This is a genomic window from Geodermatophilus obscurus, from assembly GCF_900143215.1.
Lineage (GTDB): Bacteria > Actinomycetota > Actinomycetes > Mycobacteriales > Geodermatophilaceae > Geodermatophilus > Geodermatophilus obscurus_A.
The window spans coordinates 39,098-53,803 of the sequence record NZ_FRDM01000026.1; the positions used below are offsets into that span (position 1 = coordinate 39,098).

14 protein-coding genes and 1 pseudogene are annotated in these 14,706 nt (G+C 74.8%); 11 read left to right on the forward strand and 4 right to left on the reverse strand.

The window, feature by feature from the left end; translation table 11 throughout:
• Positions 1 to 69: 69 nt before the first annotated feature.
• Positions 70 to 876 (reverse strand): sugar phosphate isomerase/epimerase family protein, encoded by an 807-nt coding sequence (locus tag BUB17_RS18800; protein WP_208983474.1) that lies wholly within the window; start codon positions 874 to 876, stop codon positions 70 to 72.
• Positions 877 to 1,040: 164 nt separating this feature from the next.
• On the opposite strand from BUB17_RS18800, the gene BUB17_RS18805 reads away from it, so the two are divergent.
• The 5 genes and pseudogenes from BUB17_RS18805 (at position 1,041) to BUB17_RS18820 (ending at position 5,547) form a co-directional block, all read left to right on the forward strand.
• On the forward strand, positions 1,041 to 2,444 hold the full coding sequence (locus BUB17_RS18805; protein ID WP_072920211.1) for an ABC transporter substrate-binding protein: 1,404 nt from the start codon (positions 1,041 to 1,043) through the stop codon (positions 2,442 to 2,444).
• Between the two features lie 121 nt (positions 2,445 to 2,565).
• A complete protein-coding gene (locus BUB17_RS18810; protein WP_208983476.1) occupies positions 2,566 to 3,414 on the forward strand; it encodes a carbohydrate ABC transporter permease in 849 nt (282 codons plus the stop codon).
• On the forward strand, positions 3,414 to 4,361 hold the full coding sequence (locus BUB17_RS18815; protein ID WP_208983478.1) for a carbohydrate ABC transporter permease: 948 nt from the start codon (positions 3,414 to 3,416) through the stop codon (positions 4,359 to 4,361). The genes BUB17_RS18810 and BUB17_RS18815 overlap by 1 nt, the downstream gene beginning before the upstream one ends.
• A gap of 4 nt (positions 4,362 to 4,365) precedes the next feature.
• Positions 4,366 to 4,497 (forward strand): annotated as a pseudogene (locus tag BUB17_RS28610) (winged helix-turn-helix transcriptional regulator); the annotation flags it as partial.
• A 54-nt stretch (positions 4,498 to 4,551) separates the two neighbouring features.
• The gene (locus BUB17_RS18820; RefSeq protein WP_208983480.1) at positions 4,552 to 5,547 is read left to right on the forward strand and encodes an ROK family protein; all 996 of its coding nucleotides are present in this window, start codon (positions 4,552 to 4,554) and stop codon (positions 5,545 to 5,547) included.
• Between the two features lie 60 nt (positions 5,548 to 5,607).
• Here the strand turns inward: BUB17_RS18820 and BUB17_RS18825 are convergent, their stop codons facing one another.
• Positions 5,608 to 5,985, reverse strand: coding sequence for a VOC family protein (locus BUB17_RS18825; RefSeq protein WP_072920214.1), 378 nt, complete (start codon positions 5,983 to 5,985; stop codon positions 5,608 to 5,610).
• 68 nt (positions 5,986 to 6,053) lie between these two features.
• Here BUB17_RS18825 and BUB17_RS18830 point away from each other — a divergent pair, with 68 nt between their 5' ends.
• On the forward strand, positions 6,054 to 6,818 hold the full coding sequence (locus tag BUB17_RS18830; RefSeq protein WP_072920215.1) for a TetR/AcrR family transcriptional regulator: 765 nt from the start codon (positions 6,054 to 6,056) through the stop codon (positions 6,816 to 6,818).
• A 7-nt stretch (positions 6,819 to 6,825) separates the two neighbouring features.
• Here the strand turns inward: BUB17_RS18830 and BUB17_RS18835 are convergent, their stop codons facing one another.
• Together BUB17_RS18835 and BUB17_RS18840 are read right to left on the reverse strand one after the other, a co-directional pair.
• Positions 6,826 to 8,148, reverse strand: coding sequence for an MFS transporter (locus BUB17_RS18835; RefSeq protein ID WP_072920216.1), 1,323 nt, complete (start codon positions 8,146 to 8,148; stop codon positions 6,826 to 6,828).
• A gap of 312 nt (positions 8,149 to 8,460) precedes the next feature.
• Positions 8,461 to 10,461 carry an acetoacetate--CoA ligase gene (locus tag BUB17_RS18840; protein ID WP_072920217.1) on the reverse strand — a complete coding sequence of 667 codons (2,001 nt, stop codon included), beginning with the start codon at positions 10,459 to 10,461 and terminating at the stop codon, positions 8,461 to 8,463.
• 150 nt (positions 10,462 to 10,611) lie between these two features.
• On the opposite strand from BUB17_RS18840, the gene BUB17_RS18845 reads away from it, so the two are divergent.
• The 5 genes from BUB17_RS18845 (at position 10,612) to BUB17_RS18865 (ending at position 14,670) form a co-directional block, all read left to right on the forward strand.
• The gene (locus BUB17_RS18845; protein WP_072920218.1) at positions 10,612 to 11,019 is read left to right on the forward strand and encodes a DUF2237 family protein; all 408 of its coding nucleotides are present in this window, start codon (positions 10,612 to 10,614) and stop codon (positions 11,017 to 11,019) included.
• Positions 11,020 to 11,111: 92 nt separating this feature from the next.
• The gene (locus tag BUB17_RS18850; protein ID WP_280173893.1) at positions 11,112 to 11,609 is read left to right on the forward strand and encodes a glutathione peroxidase; all 498 of its coding nucleotides are present in this window, start codon (positions 11,112 to 11,114) and stop codon (positions 11,607 to 11,609) included.
• A complete protein-coding gene (locus BUB17_RS18855; RefSeq protein ID WP_072920220.1) occupies positions 11,606 to 12,337 on the forward strand; it encodes a mycothiol-dependent nitroreductase Rv2466c family protein in 732 nt (243 codons plus the stop codon). Before BUB17_RS18850 ends, BUB17_RS18855 begins: the two co-directional genes overlap by 4 nt.
• Positions 12,338 to 12,416: 79 nt before the next feature.
• The gene (locus tag BUB17_RS18860; protein ID WP_083606436.1) at positions 12,417 to 13,499 is read left to right on the forward strand and encodes a FecCD family ABC transporter permease; all 1,083 of its coding nucleotides are present in this window, start codon (positions 12,417 to 12,419) and stop codon (positions 13,497 to 13,499) included.
• A gap of 73 nt (positions 13,500 to 13,572) precedes the next feature.
• Positions 13,573 to 14,670: a FecCD family ABC transporter permease gene (locus BUB17_RS18865; protein ID WP_072920221.1), complete on the forward strand. Its 1,098-nt coding sequence runs from the start codon at positions 13,573 to 13,575 to the stop codon at positions 14,668 to 14,670.
• The last annotated feature ends 36 nt before the right edge of the window (positions 14,671 to 14,706 follow it).

Here is a 14,706-nt window from a genome sequence, read left to right on the forward strand (position 1 = left end):
GCGCGGGCGGCGAGCTCGGCGCCGCGGTGGACCGCGAGGTCGTCGACGGCGATCACGGGGCGGCTCCCGTCACGCGGCGACCCGTCGCGCCGACCGCAGCATCGCCGTCGCCCGAGGGAGCACCCGGGCGGGGTCCCCGGACGGCCGGCACTCGAAGGCGAGCCAGCCGCCGTAGCCGATCCCCTCCAGGCAGCGCAGCAGCGCCGCCCAGTCCAGGTGGCCGGCGCCGGGCTCGAGGCGGTTGCTGTCGGAGAGCTGCACGTGGCCGATGCGGTCGGCGTCCGCGCGCAGCGCCGCCGGCGGGTCGGCCTCCTCGATGTTCATGTGGTAGGTGTCCGCGCCCACCCGCACGCTGTCCCACCCGGTCGCCCGCGCCAGCTCCGCCGCCTGCGCGACGGTGTTGACCATGTGGTCCTCGTAGCGGTTGAGCGGCTCGAGCAGGAGGAGGACGCCCTCCCGGGCCGCGACCTCGCCCAGCCGGCCCAGCGCATCGAGCAGCACCTCGCGGTCGGCCTCGGCCGAGCGGGGCGGGGTGAACGGGGGCAGTCGGCGGGAGAAAATCCCCCAGGACGCCGGCGTCATCGCACCCACTCCACCCAGCTCGCCGATGACGGCGAGCTGGGTGGTCATGTTCGCCACCGCGTCGGCCCGGCGCTCCGGGTCGAAGTCGCCGATGAAGTGGTCCATGTCCACGCAGACCGTCGGCATCACGACGCCGTCGCGCTGGGCGGCCCGCAGCTCCGGCAGCCGCGCCCGCAGCGCGTGCCCGCCCGCCCCACGGAGTTCGATGGCGTCGAAACCCCAGGTGAGCGCCGCTTCCCACCTGGCCTGCATCGTGTCGCCGGGGAGCAGCTGCTCCTGGACGGCCAGTCTCACGTGACCCCCCGCCACGTCGCGGTCGGCAGGTACGGGACCACTTTATCCGTGATCAGCGGCGCTTAATGCGTGTCGCGTCGACATAACCGGGTTGTGATCCAGCCATGTGACGAGCGGCTACTGTCCGGAGTCCGGCACCGACGCCGGCGACTCGAGGAGAGCTGATGGGCGGGACGAAGCGGCAGGTCCAGGTCTCGGCGGCGGCGGTCGGGGTGACCGTCCTGCTCGCTGCCTGCGGTTCCGGCGACGGTGGCGGTGGGGGCGGCGACGAGGGCGGCCCGCTCACCGTGTGGACCCTGGAGAACCTCCCCGACCGCCTCGCCGCCCAGCAGGAGATCGCTGCCGCCTTCACCCAGAGCAGCGGCATCGAGGTCGAGCTCGTCGGCATCGACGAGGACCAGTTCAACCAGCTGCTCACCTCGTCGGCCGCCGCAGGGGAGCTGCCCGACGTCGTCGGCGCGCTGCCGCTGGCCGGCGTCCAGGCGCTCGCCGCCAACGAGCTCCTCGCCCCCGACGTGGCAGCCGACGTGGTGGAGGGCCTGGGCGCCGACACCTTCTCCGAGCAGGCCCTCGAGCTGACCAGGGACGGGGACACGCAGCTCGCCGTCCCGAGCGACGGCTGGGCCCAGCTGCTCGTGTACCGCAAGGACCTCTTCGACGCCGCGGGCCTGGCCGCGCCGGAGACCTACGAGGGCATCCTGGCCGCGGCGCAGGCCCTCGACAGCCCGGAGCGGGCCGGCTTCACCGGCGCCACCGCGCCGAACGACGCCTTCACCCAGCAGACCTTCGAGCACCTCGCCCTCGGCAACGGCTGCCAGCTGGTGGACGACGGGGGCGAGGTCACCCTCGACAGCGACGAGTGCGTCGCCGCGTTCCAGTTCTACGACCAGCTGATCACCGACTACTCGGTCTCGGGCACCCAGGACGTCGACACCACCCGCGCGGCCTACTTCGCGGGGCAGGCGGCGATGGTCGTCTGGTCGTCGTTCATCCTCGACGAGATGGCCGGCCTGCGGGCCGACGCGCTGCCCACCTGTCCCGAGTGCTCCGCCGACCCCGCCTTCCTCGCGAAGAACAGCGGCGTGGTGACGACCATCGCCGGCCCGGACGGGGACGAGGGGGCGCAGTTCGGCGAGGTCGTCTCCTGGGCCGTGACCGCCGACGCGCAGACCGACGCGGCCACGCAGTTCGTCACCTACATGATGGAGGACGGGTACGAGCAGTGGATCGGCTTCTCGCCGGAGGGCAAGGTGCCGACCCGGCAGGGCACCGCCGACGAGCCGAGCCGCTTCATCGACGCCTGGGCCACCCTGCCCGCGGGCGTGGACACGAAGGCACCGCTGTCGGACTTCTACTCGGCCGAGGTGCTCGACGCCCTGCGGAACGCCCCGGACACCATCTCCCCGTGGGGCATCCCCCAGGGACAGGGCGCCCTCGTCGGGGCCTCCCTCGGTGAGCTGCCCGTGCCGCAGTCGATCAGCGCGATGACCGGTGGCGAGCTCGACCCGCAGCAGGCGGCCCAGCAGGCGGCCGACGCGCTCCGCGAGATCGCCTCGTCCCTGGAATGACCGGGGCACCGCGATGACCGGGGCTCCGGTGCACTCTCCCCCTCGACGGTCCCGCGACCGCGATCCGGCGACCTCCGGCCGCGGGACCCTGCGGTGGCGGGAAGCCCGGACCGGTCTGGCGATGATCTCGCCGACCGTGGTCCTGGTCCTGGTGCTCGTGGTGCTGCCGATCCTCTGGACGGTGGTGCTGGCCTTCCAGGACCTGCGGCTGATCCGGCTGCGCACCGCCGGCCTGTTCGGGGACTACACGGTCGAGAACTTCGTCGACGTCTTCAGCTCCCCGGGGTTCTGGCAGGCACTGGTCACCACGCTCGTCTACGCCGGGTGCGGCACGGCGGCGTCCGTCGGGCTGGGACTGGCCGCGGCGCTCGCGCTGCGCCGTCCCTTCCGCGGCCGCACGTTCGTGCGGGCGTCCCTGCTGCTGCCCTACGTGGCACCGGTCGTGGCGGCCACCTTCGTGTGGGGCGTGATGCTCAACCCGCAGTTCGGCGTCGTGAACGAGATCGGCACCGGCCTGCTCGGCTGGGACGAGCCGATCGCCTTCCTGTCCGAACGCCCGACCGCCCTGATCACCGTCATCGTCTTCGAGATGTGGCGGTCGTTCCCGTTCGCCTTCCTCTTCCTCACCGCCCGGCTGCAGGCCGCGCCGGCCACGCTGGAGGAGGCCGCCCGGGTCGACGGCGCGACCCCGACGCAGCTGTTCCGCCACATCGTCTGGCCGCAGCTGCTGCCGACGATCGCGGTCCTGGCGCTGCTGCGCTTCATCTGGACGTTCAACAACTTCGACGACATCTACCTGCTGACCGGCGGCGCCGCCGGCACCGAGGTGATCAGCGTGCGGGTGTTCGACTACCTGGTCAGCCGCGGGGACATCGGCGCGGCGTCGGCGCAGGCGCTGGTCCTCGCCACGGTGCTCATCGTCCTGGTCTCCGTGTACTACCGGTTCGCGGCGAAGGACGAGGTGGCCTGATGACCCGCATGGTGACGGCGCCGGCGGACTCGCCGGCCGCACCCGACACCCGCCCGTCCCGGGCCCCGACGGGGCGGGGCTGGTCGCGCAACACGGTCGAGACGCGGGTGCTCGGCGTCCTGCGCTGGATCGTGATCGTGGGGTTGGCGCTGTTCACGCTGTTCCCCTTCTACTACATGGCGCTGCTCTCCGTCCGGGACCTGAGCTCGCTGCTGCAGGAGCCGGCCCGGCTGTGGCCGCTGCTCTCGGAACTCACGGTCGGCACCTACCGCGACGTGCTCACCCCGACCGAGTCCGGCGGGCAGGGGTTCGTGCGGTTCATGGCCAACAGCGCCCTGATCGCGCTGGGCACGGTCGCGGTGACGCTCGTCTTCGCCGTCCTCGGCTCGTACGCCCTCGCCCGGCTGCGCTTCCCCGGCAGGCGCCGGATCGGCGTGCTGTTCCTCGCCGTCTACCTGTTCCCGAGCATCCTGCTCGCCGTCCCGCTGTTCGTGTTCTTCACCGCCCTCGGGCTGCGGGGCAGCCTCGGCCCGCTCGTGCTGGTGTACGTGTCGCAGACGATCGCGGTCGCGATCTACACGCTCCGCAACTACTTCCAGACGGTTCCGGCCAGCATCGAGGAGGCCGCCGCCGTGGACGGCGCCACGCGGTTCACGATCATGCGGAAGGTGACCCTGCCCCTGGCGATGCCGGCGATCCTGTCCAACGCGCTGTTCGTCTTCATGATCGCGTGGAACGAGTTCCTCTTCGCGCTGCTGTTCCTGGTCGAGGACCGCTCGCGGTGGACGGTCTCGCTGGGGCTGTCCCAGCTCGCCGGGAGCATCGAGATCCCCACCACCGTGCTCATGGCCGGATCGGTCATCCTCACGCTGCCGATCGTCATACTGTTCTTCGCCACCGAACGGCTGCTGACCGGCGGGCTGACCGCGGGGGCGGAGAAGGGGTGAGGACCTGGGGGAGCGCGCCGGGCAGCTGCTCGAACTGATCCGCCGGGGCCGGGCCCGCACGCGTGGGGACCTCATCGAGCTCACCGGGCTGTCCCGCTCCACCGTCGCCGCCCGCGTCGACGACCTGGTCGACGCCGGGTACCTGCGCGCGTCGGGCAAGGAGGCCTCCGTCCGCGGCCGCCCCTCCCACGTGCTCAGCCTCGACGGCTCGCACGGGGTGGTGCTGGCCGCCGACCTGAACGTCACGCACGCGACGGTCGCGCTGTGCGACCTGGCCGGGCGGCCGCTCGCCGAGACGGTGCACGAACTGCGGCTGACCGACGGGCCCGAGCCCCTCCTCCGGTGGGTCGAGCAGCGCTGGCGCCACCTGCTGGACGCCGCCGGGGTCGGGGCCGACCGGGTCCTCGGTCTCGGGGTCGGCGTGCCGGGCCCGGTGGACGTCGCCACCGGACGGGTCGTGCACCACACGCCGGCCCTGCCGGGCTGGCGGGACTTCCCCCTGCGTGACCACCTGGAGCGGCAGTTCGGCGTCGTCTGCGTGGTCGACAACGACGCCAACGCGATGGCTCTCGGCGAGTACCACGCCGAGCAGCCCGCCGCCTCGCCGCTGCTGTTCGTCAAGGTCGCGACCGGCATCGGTGCCGGCGTGGTGGTCGACGGGCACGTCCTGCGCGGCGCGGACGGCGCCGAGGGCGACCTCGGGCACGTCCGCATCGCCAGCGCCGAGCACGGCCCGCCGTGCGTCTGCGGGGCACGGGGCTGCCTGGCCGCGTCGGCGAGCGGGCGGGCGCTGGCCCGGGTCCTGCGCGAGCAGGGCGAGGACGTGCCGGACAGCCGGTCGGTCGTCGAGCTGGCGCTGACCGGCCACGCCGAGGCCACCCGGCTGGTGCGCGAGGCGGGTCTGGTGGTCGGCGACGTGCTGGCGACCGCGGTGAGCCTGCTCAACCCGCGCGTCCTGGCCCTGGGCGGGGACCTGGCGCTGGCCCAGGACCACTTCGTCAGCGCTGTGTGCGAGCGGCTGTACCAGCGCACCCAGCCGCAGGCCGCGCGGGGCCTGCGTGTCGTGGCCAGCGGCCTGGGGCACCGCGCCGGGGTGGTGGGCGCGGCGCGGCTGGCGCTGGAGGAGGTCCTCTCCGCCGAGGCCGTCGACCGGGCGCTCGCCGGCCGGCGGCAGCCGGTGCCCTAGTACGTGACCGGCGGCCCCCCTGCAGGGTCCCGCCGCGAGCTGACGAGTGGCGGGGGGTCCTCAACCCTTCCAGTCGACGAGCTGGACGATCACGCCGTTGGGGTCGCGCACCTGGAAGGCGCGCTCGCCCCACTCCTCGACGGTGAGCGGCATGGTGATCACCACGCCCTCGTCCTGCAGCCGGTGCAGCTCGCCCTCCAGGTCGTCGACGACGAAGGCGAGGATCAGCCCGGCCGCGGGCACGTCGCGCTGGTCGGCCGGGAGCGTGGCCAGGCCACGACGGAGGAAGACCACGTTGACGCCGGCGTCCTCTCGGGTCAGCGAGGCGAAGCCGTCGGCGGCCATCTCCTCCCGGAAACCGAAGTGGCGGGCGAGGAAGGCACTGCTGGCGGGGACGTCGTCGACGTTCAGCGAGACGGCGGTGGAGGTGATGCGCACGGGGGCCTCCTGACGTGGGGATCGAACTCCGTACACTGTACGCGGTTTTTAGTGGGAAGGATCCCCTCGTGCCGACCGACCGGAGCAGCGCGGGCGACCCCGCCCGCACCCTGGCCCTGCTGTGGCGGGAACCGCCCGAGGGCCCGCGGCGGGGGCCGGCGCGGGCGCTGGACCTCGACGCGGTGGTGTCGGCGGCCGTCGGCCTCGCCGACCGGGACGGTCCGGACGCGGTGACCATGCGCGCGGTGGCCCAGGCGCTGGGGGTGGCGCCGATGACGCTCTACACCTACGTGCCCGGCCGGGCCGAGCTGCTGGACCTCATGCTGGACGCCGTCCACGCGCAGACGGCCCGCCGCGACACCGCCGGGCGGCCCTGGCGGGAGCGGCTGACCGCCGTCGCCGAGGAGAACCGCGCGCTGTTCACCGCCCACCCGTGGGCCGCCGCGGTCTCCACGCTGCGCCCGCCCCTGGGGCCGGGCTCGACCGCCAAGTACGAGCACGAGCTGGCCGCCCTCGACGACACCGGGCTGGACGACGTCGAGCGCGACGACTGCCTCACCCACCTGCTGTCGTTCGTCCAGGCCAACGCCCGGGCGGTCGCGGAAGCGCAGGCCGCCCGGCGGCAGAGCGGGCTGGACGACGCCCAGTGGTGGGCCGCGGCCGGGCCCCTGCTGGCCCGGGTGCTGGACCCGGCGCGGTACCCGCGCGCCGTCCGGGTCGGGGCGGCGGCCGGGGCCGCGCACGGCAGCGCGCACGACCCCGACCACGCCTACCGGTTCGGCCTCGCCCGGGTCCTCGACGGGCTGGCCGCGCTCATCGACGCCCGTCGCTGACCCCGGCTCAGGCCGGGGCGGCGACCGGCTCGGCGGCCTCGGGCTCGTCCAGCGGGTGGGCGAGCTCGTCGGCCGGCAGCCGCCACGCCAGGACGGCGACGACGGCGAGCACCGGCGGCACCAACCCGGCGAGCAGGAAGGTGCCGGTCAGGCCGACCGACTGGCTGACCGGGCCGGCCAGCGCCATCGACAGGGGCATGAACGCCAGCGAGACGAAGAAGTCGAGGCTGGAGACCCGGCCGAGCAGCGCCGGGGGCACCCGCCGCTGCAGCAGCGTGCCCCAGATGACCGTGCCGGCCTCGAACGCCGCCCCGAGCAGCCCGGCCGCCGCGATCATCACCCACAGCTGCGAGGTCGCGCCGAAGACAACCAGCGGCAGGCAGCCGGCGCCCCACAGCAGGTTCATCACCGTGAGGTAGCGGCGCGGCAGCCGCAGCGAGGCGACGACGGCCGACCCCAGCGCACCGCCGATGCCGAAGGCGGCCAGCACCCAGGCGTGCTCGGCGGGCCCGCCGCCGGCCCGGTCCCGGACCGCGAAGGGCACCAGGACCTCGAACGGGCCCATGATCAGCAGCACCATCAGCGAGGCGAACAGCAGCGTGGCCAGCAGCCAGGGGGTGCGGACCATGTAGGCCACGCCCTCGCGGACGTCGGTGAGCAGCCCCGGCTGCTCGCCCTCGCGGCGGACCGGCAGGGTCGGCAGCGCTGCCACGCACGCAGCCGCGGCGGCCGAGGTCAGCGCCGTCGCCAGCAGCGCCGCCCCCGGCGAGAGGACCGCCACCAGCAGGCCGCCGACCGCGGGACCGGCGGCCATCGCCAGCGCCGGGCGGACGACCCCCTCCAGGCCGTTGGCCGCGAGCAGCTCGCCGGGCGGGACGACGCCGGGCACCAGCGCCGAGTAGGCCGGGTAGTACAGCCCCATCGCGATGCCACCGGCCAGGGACGCCGCGGCGAGCGGCCCGAGCGCGAGGGCGCCGGCCAGCGACAGCAGCGCCACCGACCCGACCGCCGTCGTCTGCAGCAGGGCGACGCCGAGCAGGATGCGCCGCTGCGGCACCCGGTCGGCCAGCGCGCCGCCGAGCAGCGTGCTGGCCAGCATGCCGGCGGCCTGCAGCGAGGTGGCCAGGGAGAGCGCGCCGGGGCCGCCGCCGAGGTCCACGACCTGCCAGACCAGCGCCACGGTCCACAGGCCCTGCGCGAACAGCGACAGGCCCATGGACGAGGCCAGCAGGCGGTAGTCCCGGGAGCGCAGGGGCGCGAGCGCGCGCGGCAGGCCGGCCATCTCCCCCTCCGTCGTCGGCGGGCGCGCCGTCGGCGCCCGGACCCCCATGCTCGCGGAGGGCACCGACAGCGGGCACGTGGTTATCGGGAGGACGGCGAGGACGGTCGGGCGGCCGCCACCGACCCGCCTCTCGGGGCGTCGAGCGAGGAGCGGGCGGGGCGGGCTCGCCGAGGAGCGAGGGCATCGAGGTGCTCGAGCTGGACGTCGACGAGGCGCCGGCCATGGTCGACGACGGCCGGATCGCCGACGCCGGGACGCGCGCCGAGTGCGACGAGCTCGTGGCCATCGCGCGCTGATCGCCACCAGTTCGTCGCATCCAGTGGGGTGCGGGTTCGTCGCATCCAGTGGGGTGCGGGGACGTCAGCGGGCGCCGCGCTCCTGGGCGAGGCGGACGTAGTGGTCGACCGCGGCGGGGTCGTCGACCGCGCCGACGTTGAGCGCCTTGGCCGGGTCGATGCCCTGGAAGAGCCGCTTGAGCGGGACCTCCAGCCGCTTGCCGGTGCGGGTGTGCGGCACGGCGGGGACGACGAGCACCTCGTCGGGCACGTGCCGCGGGCTGGCCTGGTTGCGGATCGCGGCCGTGATGCGACCGGTCAGCTCGTCGGTGAGCTCCGCGCCGTCCGCCAGCTGGACGAACAGCGGCATCCAGTAGCCGCCGTCGCGCTGCTCGACGCCGAGCACGACGCAGTCGAGGACCTCCGGGATCGACTCGACCGCGGCGTAGATGTCCGCCGTCCCCATGCGGACGCCGCCGCGGTTGAGCGTGGAGTCCGAGCGGCCGGTGATGATGCAGGTGCCGCGCTCGGTGATCTCCATCCAGTCGCCGTGCCGCCAGACGCCGGGCCAGGGCTCGAAGTAGGCCTCGCGGTAGCGGGAGCCGTCGGGGTCGTTCCAGAAGTACAGCGGCATCGTGGGCATCGGCTCGGTGATCACCAGCTCGCCGAGCTCCTCGGTGACCGGCCGGCCCTCCTCGTCCCAGGCAGCCGCGGCGACGGCGAGCATCGGCCGCTGCAGCTCACCGGCCGTCACCGGCAGCAGCGGTGAGCTGCCGATGAACCCGGTCGCGACGTCGGTCCCGCCGGACAGCGACCCGAGGAGCACGTCGCCGTCCACCGCCTCGTAGACCCAGTGGTAGGCGGTGGTCGGCAGGGGCGACCCGGTCGACCCGATCGCGCGCAACGCCGACAGGTCGTGGGTCTCCCCCGGCCGGATCCCCGCCTTCTCGCAGGCCGCCAGGTAGCCGGCACTGGTGCCCAGGTAGGTGATGCCCGTGCGGGCGGCCAGCGCGAACTGCGCATCGAGGGACGGGTACGCCGGGGCGCCGTCGTAGACCACGACGGTGGCGCCCGCCAGCAGCGCCGACGTCGAGATGTTCCACATGATCCAGGCGGTCGACGCGTACCAGAAGAACCGGTCGCCGGGACCGACGTCGAGGTGGAACCCGAGCTGCTTGTGCTGCTCGAGGACGACGCCGCCGTGGCCGTGCACGATCCCCTTGGGCAGCCCGGTGGTGCCCGACGAGTAGACGATCCACAGCGGGGCGTCGAACGGCAGCGGCTCGAAGACCGGCTCCTGGGCGTCGGCGACCGCGTCGGCCCAGCTCACCGCGCCGTCGGGCAGCTCGTCGGGGAACAGCCGGGGGACGGCGATCGTCGTCCGGACGCCGGGCAGAGCCGCCCGGAGCTCGGCGACGACGTCGCGCCGGTCGTACTCCTTGCCGTTGAACCGGTAGCCGTCGACGGCGACCAGCACGGTGGGCTCGATCTGGGCGAAGCGGTCCAGCACGCTGCGGGTGCCGAAGTCCGGCGCGCACGAGGACCACACCGCGCCCACCGCGGCGGCGCCGAGGAACGCGACGACCGCCTCGGGGACGTTGGGCAGGTAGCCGGCCACCCGGTCGCCGCGCTGCACGCCGAGCCGGCGCAGCGTGGCGGCGAAGGCCCCGACCTGCCCGCGGAGCTGCGTCCAGCTGGTCTCGACGGGCTCGGCGTCCTCGGCGACGGCGATCAGCGCGGGGCTGCCCGGGTCGACGGCGCCCTCGTCCGCGTGCCGCAGCGCCTGCTCGGCGTAGTTGACCGTCGTCCCGGGGAACCACTCGGCGCCCGGCATCGCGCGGCGGGTGAGCACCCGCTCGTCGGGGACGCCGGGCAGCACGCCGGACCAGTCGGCGACCTCGGCCCAGAACTGGTCGAGGTGCTCGACCGACCACCGCCAGATCGCGTCGTAGTCCGGCGGGTCGCCGAAGTCGATCCCGCGCCGGGCGGCCACCCGGTCGGCGAACTGCGCGAGGCGGGTCGCCCGGATCGACTCGGGCGTGGGGCTCCAGAGGACCTCGGGACCGGTCGACGTGTCCGTGCTCACAGCAGCACCTTGCCACCCCGCTGCGGCCGGTCGTGCAGCACCGGTGGTGCACGCATCGCGAACGCGCGGCCGGTGGGTCCGCGATGCGTGCACGAACCGCGCCGGGAGTCGAGGAGCGCGCACGGGCCGCCCGCAGCAAGATGGACTCCCATGAGCGAGCCGGAGGGGGAGGTCGAGCGCAACGTGCTCGGCGGTCTGCTGCAGCCCTGCGGCACGGACCCGCTCACCGGTTTCTACCGCACCGGCGTCTGCAGCAGCGGCCCCGACGACGTCGGCAGCCACACCGTGTGCGCCGTCGTCTCGGCGGAGTTCCTGGACCTGCAGCGCCGGCTGGGCAACGACCTGTCCACCCCGCGGCCGGAGTACGGCTTCCCCGGCCTGCGCCCCGGGGACCGCTGGTGCGTGGTGGCCGTGCGCTGGTTGCAGGCCTACCAGGCCGGTGCCGCATCGGGCGTCGTCCTGGCCGCCACCAACGCCCGAGCGCTGGAGGTGGTGCCGCTCGAGGCGCTGCGGCAGCACGCGGTCGACGTCCCCGACGACCTGAGCAGCCTGGACTGAGCAAGGACCCCGTCCACCCCACCCCTCGCGAGCTCGGGGCGGGTCCTGGGACGGGACCGCCCTCGCCTCCCACCATGGAAGGACCTCGCAAGGTGACCACCGACCTGCTGGACGCTCCCCTGACCACCCTCCAGGGCGAGGACACCACCCTCCGCTCGCTCACCGGCGGCGGCGCCGCCCTCGTGGTGAACGTCGCCAGCCGGTGCGGCCTCACCCCGCAGTACACCCAGCTCGAGGCGCTGCAGCGGGAGTTCGGTGCCCGGGGCCTCACGGTCGTCGGGGTGCCGTGCAACCAGTTCGCCGGCCAGGAGCCGGGCACGGCCGAGGAGATCGCCGGGTTCTGCTCGGCGACCTACGGCGTCACCTTTCCCATGACGGAGAAGCTCGACGTCAACGGCCCGGGTGCGCACCCGGTGTTCCAGCGGCTCACCGAGGCGCCGGACGCCTCCGGTACGGCCGGCGACGTGCAGTGGAACTTCGAGAAGTTCCTGCTGAGCGCCGACGGTGAGGTCGTGGCCCGGTTCCGCCCGATGACCCAGCCGGACGCCCCCGAGGTCCGGCACGCGATCGAGGCGGTGCTCGGCCGGTGAGCAGCCCGTCCCCTGACGCCGACCTGCGCTTCTGGTTCGACCCGGTCTGCCCCTTCGCCTGGATGACCAGCAAGTGGGTGCGCATGGTCGCCGAGCAGCGCGAGTACCGCGTCGAGTGGCGGCTGATCTCGCTGCGGCTGCTCAACCGGCACGTCGACTACGACGCGCAGTTCCCGCCCGAGTACGAGGCCGGGCACACCTCCGGGCTGCACCTGCTCCGGGTCGCCGCCCGCGCCCGCGCCGAGCACGGCCCGCAGGCGCTCGACCCGCTCTACGCGGCCCTGGGCCGGCACGTCTTCGAGGACCCGGCGGGCCAGCCGCCGCCGGAGCGGGCCACCGGCCGGGCATTCCTCGAGCAGGTCCTCGCCGAGGCCGGGCTGCCGGACGACCTCGCGGCCGCCGCCGACGACGGGTCGTGGGACGCCGGGATCCAGGCGGAGACCGACGCCGCGCTGCAGCTCACCGGCAAGGACGTCGGGACGCCGATCCTGCAGTTCCGCCCGCCGGACGGCGCCGCGTTCTTCGGCCCGGTCATCAGCCGGCTGCCGAGCCCGGAGGACGCCGTCGCGCTGTGGGACCACATCATCGCCCTCGCCGGCTTCCCGGGCTTCGCCGAGCTCAAGCGCAGCCTGCGGGAGCGCCCGCAGCTGCCGGCCTCCGGCGTGCGCCCGGGCGAGGCCGGACTGCAGGAGGACTGGCACGGGGGGAGCCGCCGCCAGCACCGCTGAGTCGAGCGCTCGGCCGACTCCGGCCGGGCGCGACTAAGGTGAGGCTGGCCTATCTCGCCGTCAGCCCCAGGAGCCGCTCGTGCCCTCGTCGACCGACGCCGCCCTGCGACGGCAGGGTCCCGGCGGGCCGGGGCGCGCCGCTCCGCAGCGGGGCGGCCTGCTCCACCAGCGCCGCAGCCACCTGCTCGGCCTGCTGCTGCTCGTCCTGGTGGTCGTCGCCGCGACGCTCAGCATCGCGGTCGGCTCCCGCGGCATCGGCCCGGGTGCTGTGTGGCAGGCGCTCACCGACCCCGGCGTCCCGACCGAGGAGACGGTGATCGTCCGCGAGCTGCGGGTGCCGCGCACCGCGCTCGGGCTCATGGCCGGCCTCGCCCTCGGCGTCGCCGGCGCGCTGGCCCAGGGCCACACCCGCAACCCGCTCGGGGACCCGGGCCTGCTCGGCGTCACCGCTGGGGCCTCGCTCGGCGTCGTCCTCGCCATCCACACGCTGGGCGTCGGCACGCCGGCCGGGTACGTCTGGTTCGCCTTCGCCGGCGCACTGCTGGGCACCGTGCTCGTCTTCGCGCTCGGCTCTGCCGGCCGCGGCGGCGCCTCCCCGGTCACCCTCGCGCTCGCCGGCGCCGCGCTGTCGGCGCTGTTCTACGCTCTGGTGCGGGCCGTCCTCGTCAGCGACACCGACAGCCTCGACGCCTTCCGCTTCTGGGTGGTCGGCGCGCTGGCCGGCCGTGGCGCCGATGTCGCCTGGCAGGTCGCGCCGTTCATCGTCGCCGGCCTGCTGCTCGCGCTGGTCAACGCCCCCGCCCTCGACCTTCTCGGCCTCGGCGAGGACGTCGCCCGCGGCCTGGGTCAGCGGGTGTGGCCGGCCCGGCTGGTCGGCCTGGCGGCGGTCACCCTGCTGTGCGGCGCGGCGACCGCGGCGTGCGGGCCCATCGCCTTCGTCGGCCTCATCGTGCCGCACGTCGTCCGCGCGTTCACCGGCCCGGCGCACCGCTGGCTGGTCCCCTGCTCCGGCCTGCTCGGGGCCGTCCTGCTGCTGCTCGCCGACGTGGTCGGCCGGGTCGTCGTCCACCCGGGTGAGCTGCAGGTCGGCATCGTGCTCGCCCTCGTCGGGGCGCCGTTCTTCATCGCGCTCATCCGCCGGCGCCGGCTGGCGAGCACATGACCGAGCTCGCGAGGTCGTGCGGAGGCCCAGCACCGCCGGGCGCGAGCCGGACGAGCGCCAGCGAGGGAGGCTCGTGACCCAGCTCGAGGCGCCGTCCGCGGCCGCAACCCGGGTCCGTCAGCCCGGCGAGACCGCCGTCCGCGTCGGCCCGGTGTCCGGCCGGGTCCGCTGGCGCCAGGTCACGGTGGCGGGGGGCGCCGCCCTCACCGTCGTCCTGCTCGGTGCGGTCAGCCTCGGCCGCGGCGACTTCCCGATCGGCCTGACCGACGTGCTGCGCACCCTGGTCGGGCTCGGCGAGGACACCCAGGAGTTCATCGTCCTGCGGCTGCGGGCGCCCCGGATCGTCGTCGGCGCGCTCGTCGGCGTGGCCCTCGGCGTGGCCGGCGCGCTGTTCCAGACCTTCGCCCGCAACCCGCTGGCCTCCCCCGACGTCCTCGGCATCAGCCAGGGCGCCTCGGCCGGCGCGGTCGCGGCCATCGTGCTGGGCGGGACGGCGGGCGGTTCCGGGCTGTTCGGCGGCCTCGGCGTCCCCCTGGCGGCGCTGCTCGGTGCGCTCGTCACCGGACTGCTGCTGCTCCTCCTGGCCTGGCGCCGCGGCATCGACGGCTACCGCATGGTGCTGATCGGCATCGCGCTGTGGGCGGTCGGCGCGGCGCTCGTCGACTGGCTGCTCACGCGCGCCGAGATCCACGACGCCGCGTCGGCCTACGTCTGGATCACCGGCTCGCTCAACGCCCGCACCTGGGCCGAGGCGGTGCCGCTGCTGGTGGCCCTCGCCGTCCTGCTCCCCGCCGCGCTGGCCACCAGCCGCGCGCTGGCCGTCGTCCAGTTCGGCGACGACACCGCCCGAGGCCTGGGAGTGCGCCTCGTCCCCACCCAGGCGGTCGTCGTCCTCGTCGCCGTCGCGCTCACCGCCGCCGCCGTGGCGGCGGCCGGACCCATCTCCTACGTCGCGCTGGTCGTCCCCCAGGTCGCCATCCGGCTCACCCGCGGCCCGCGGCCGCCGCTGCTGGCCTCCGGCCTGCTCGGCGCCGCGCTCGTCGTCGGCGCCGACCTGCTCACCCGCACCGTGCTCCCCCAGGCGCTGCCCGTCGGCGTGCTCACCGCCGCCGTCGGCGCGCCGTTCCTGCTCTGGCTCCTCGTCCGCGGAAGGCGGCGATCGACGCTGTGACCACCCACCCCGTGACCACCCACCCCGTGACCACCC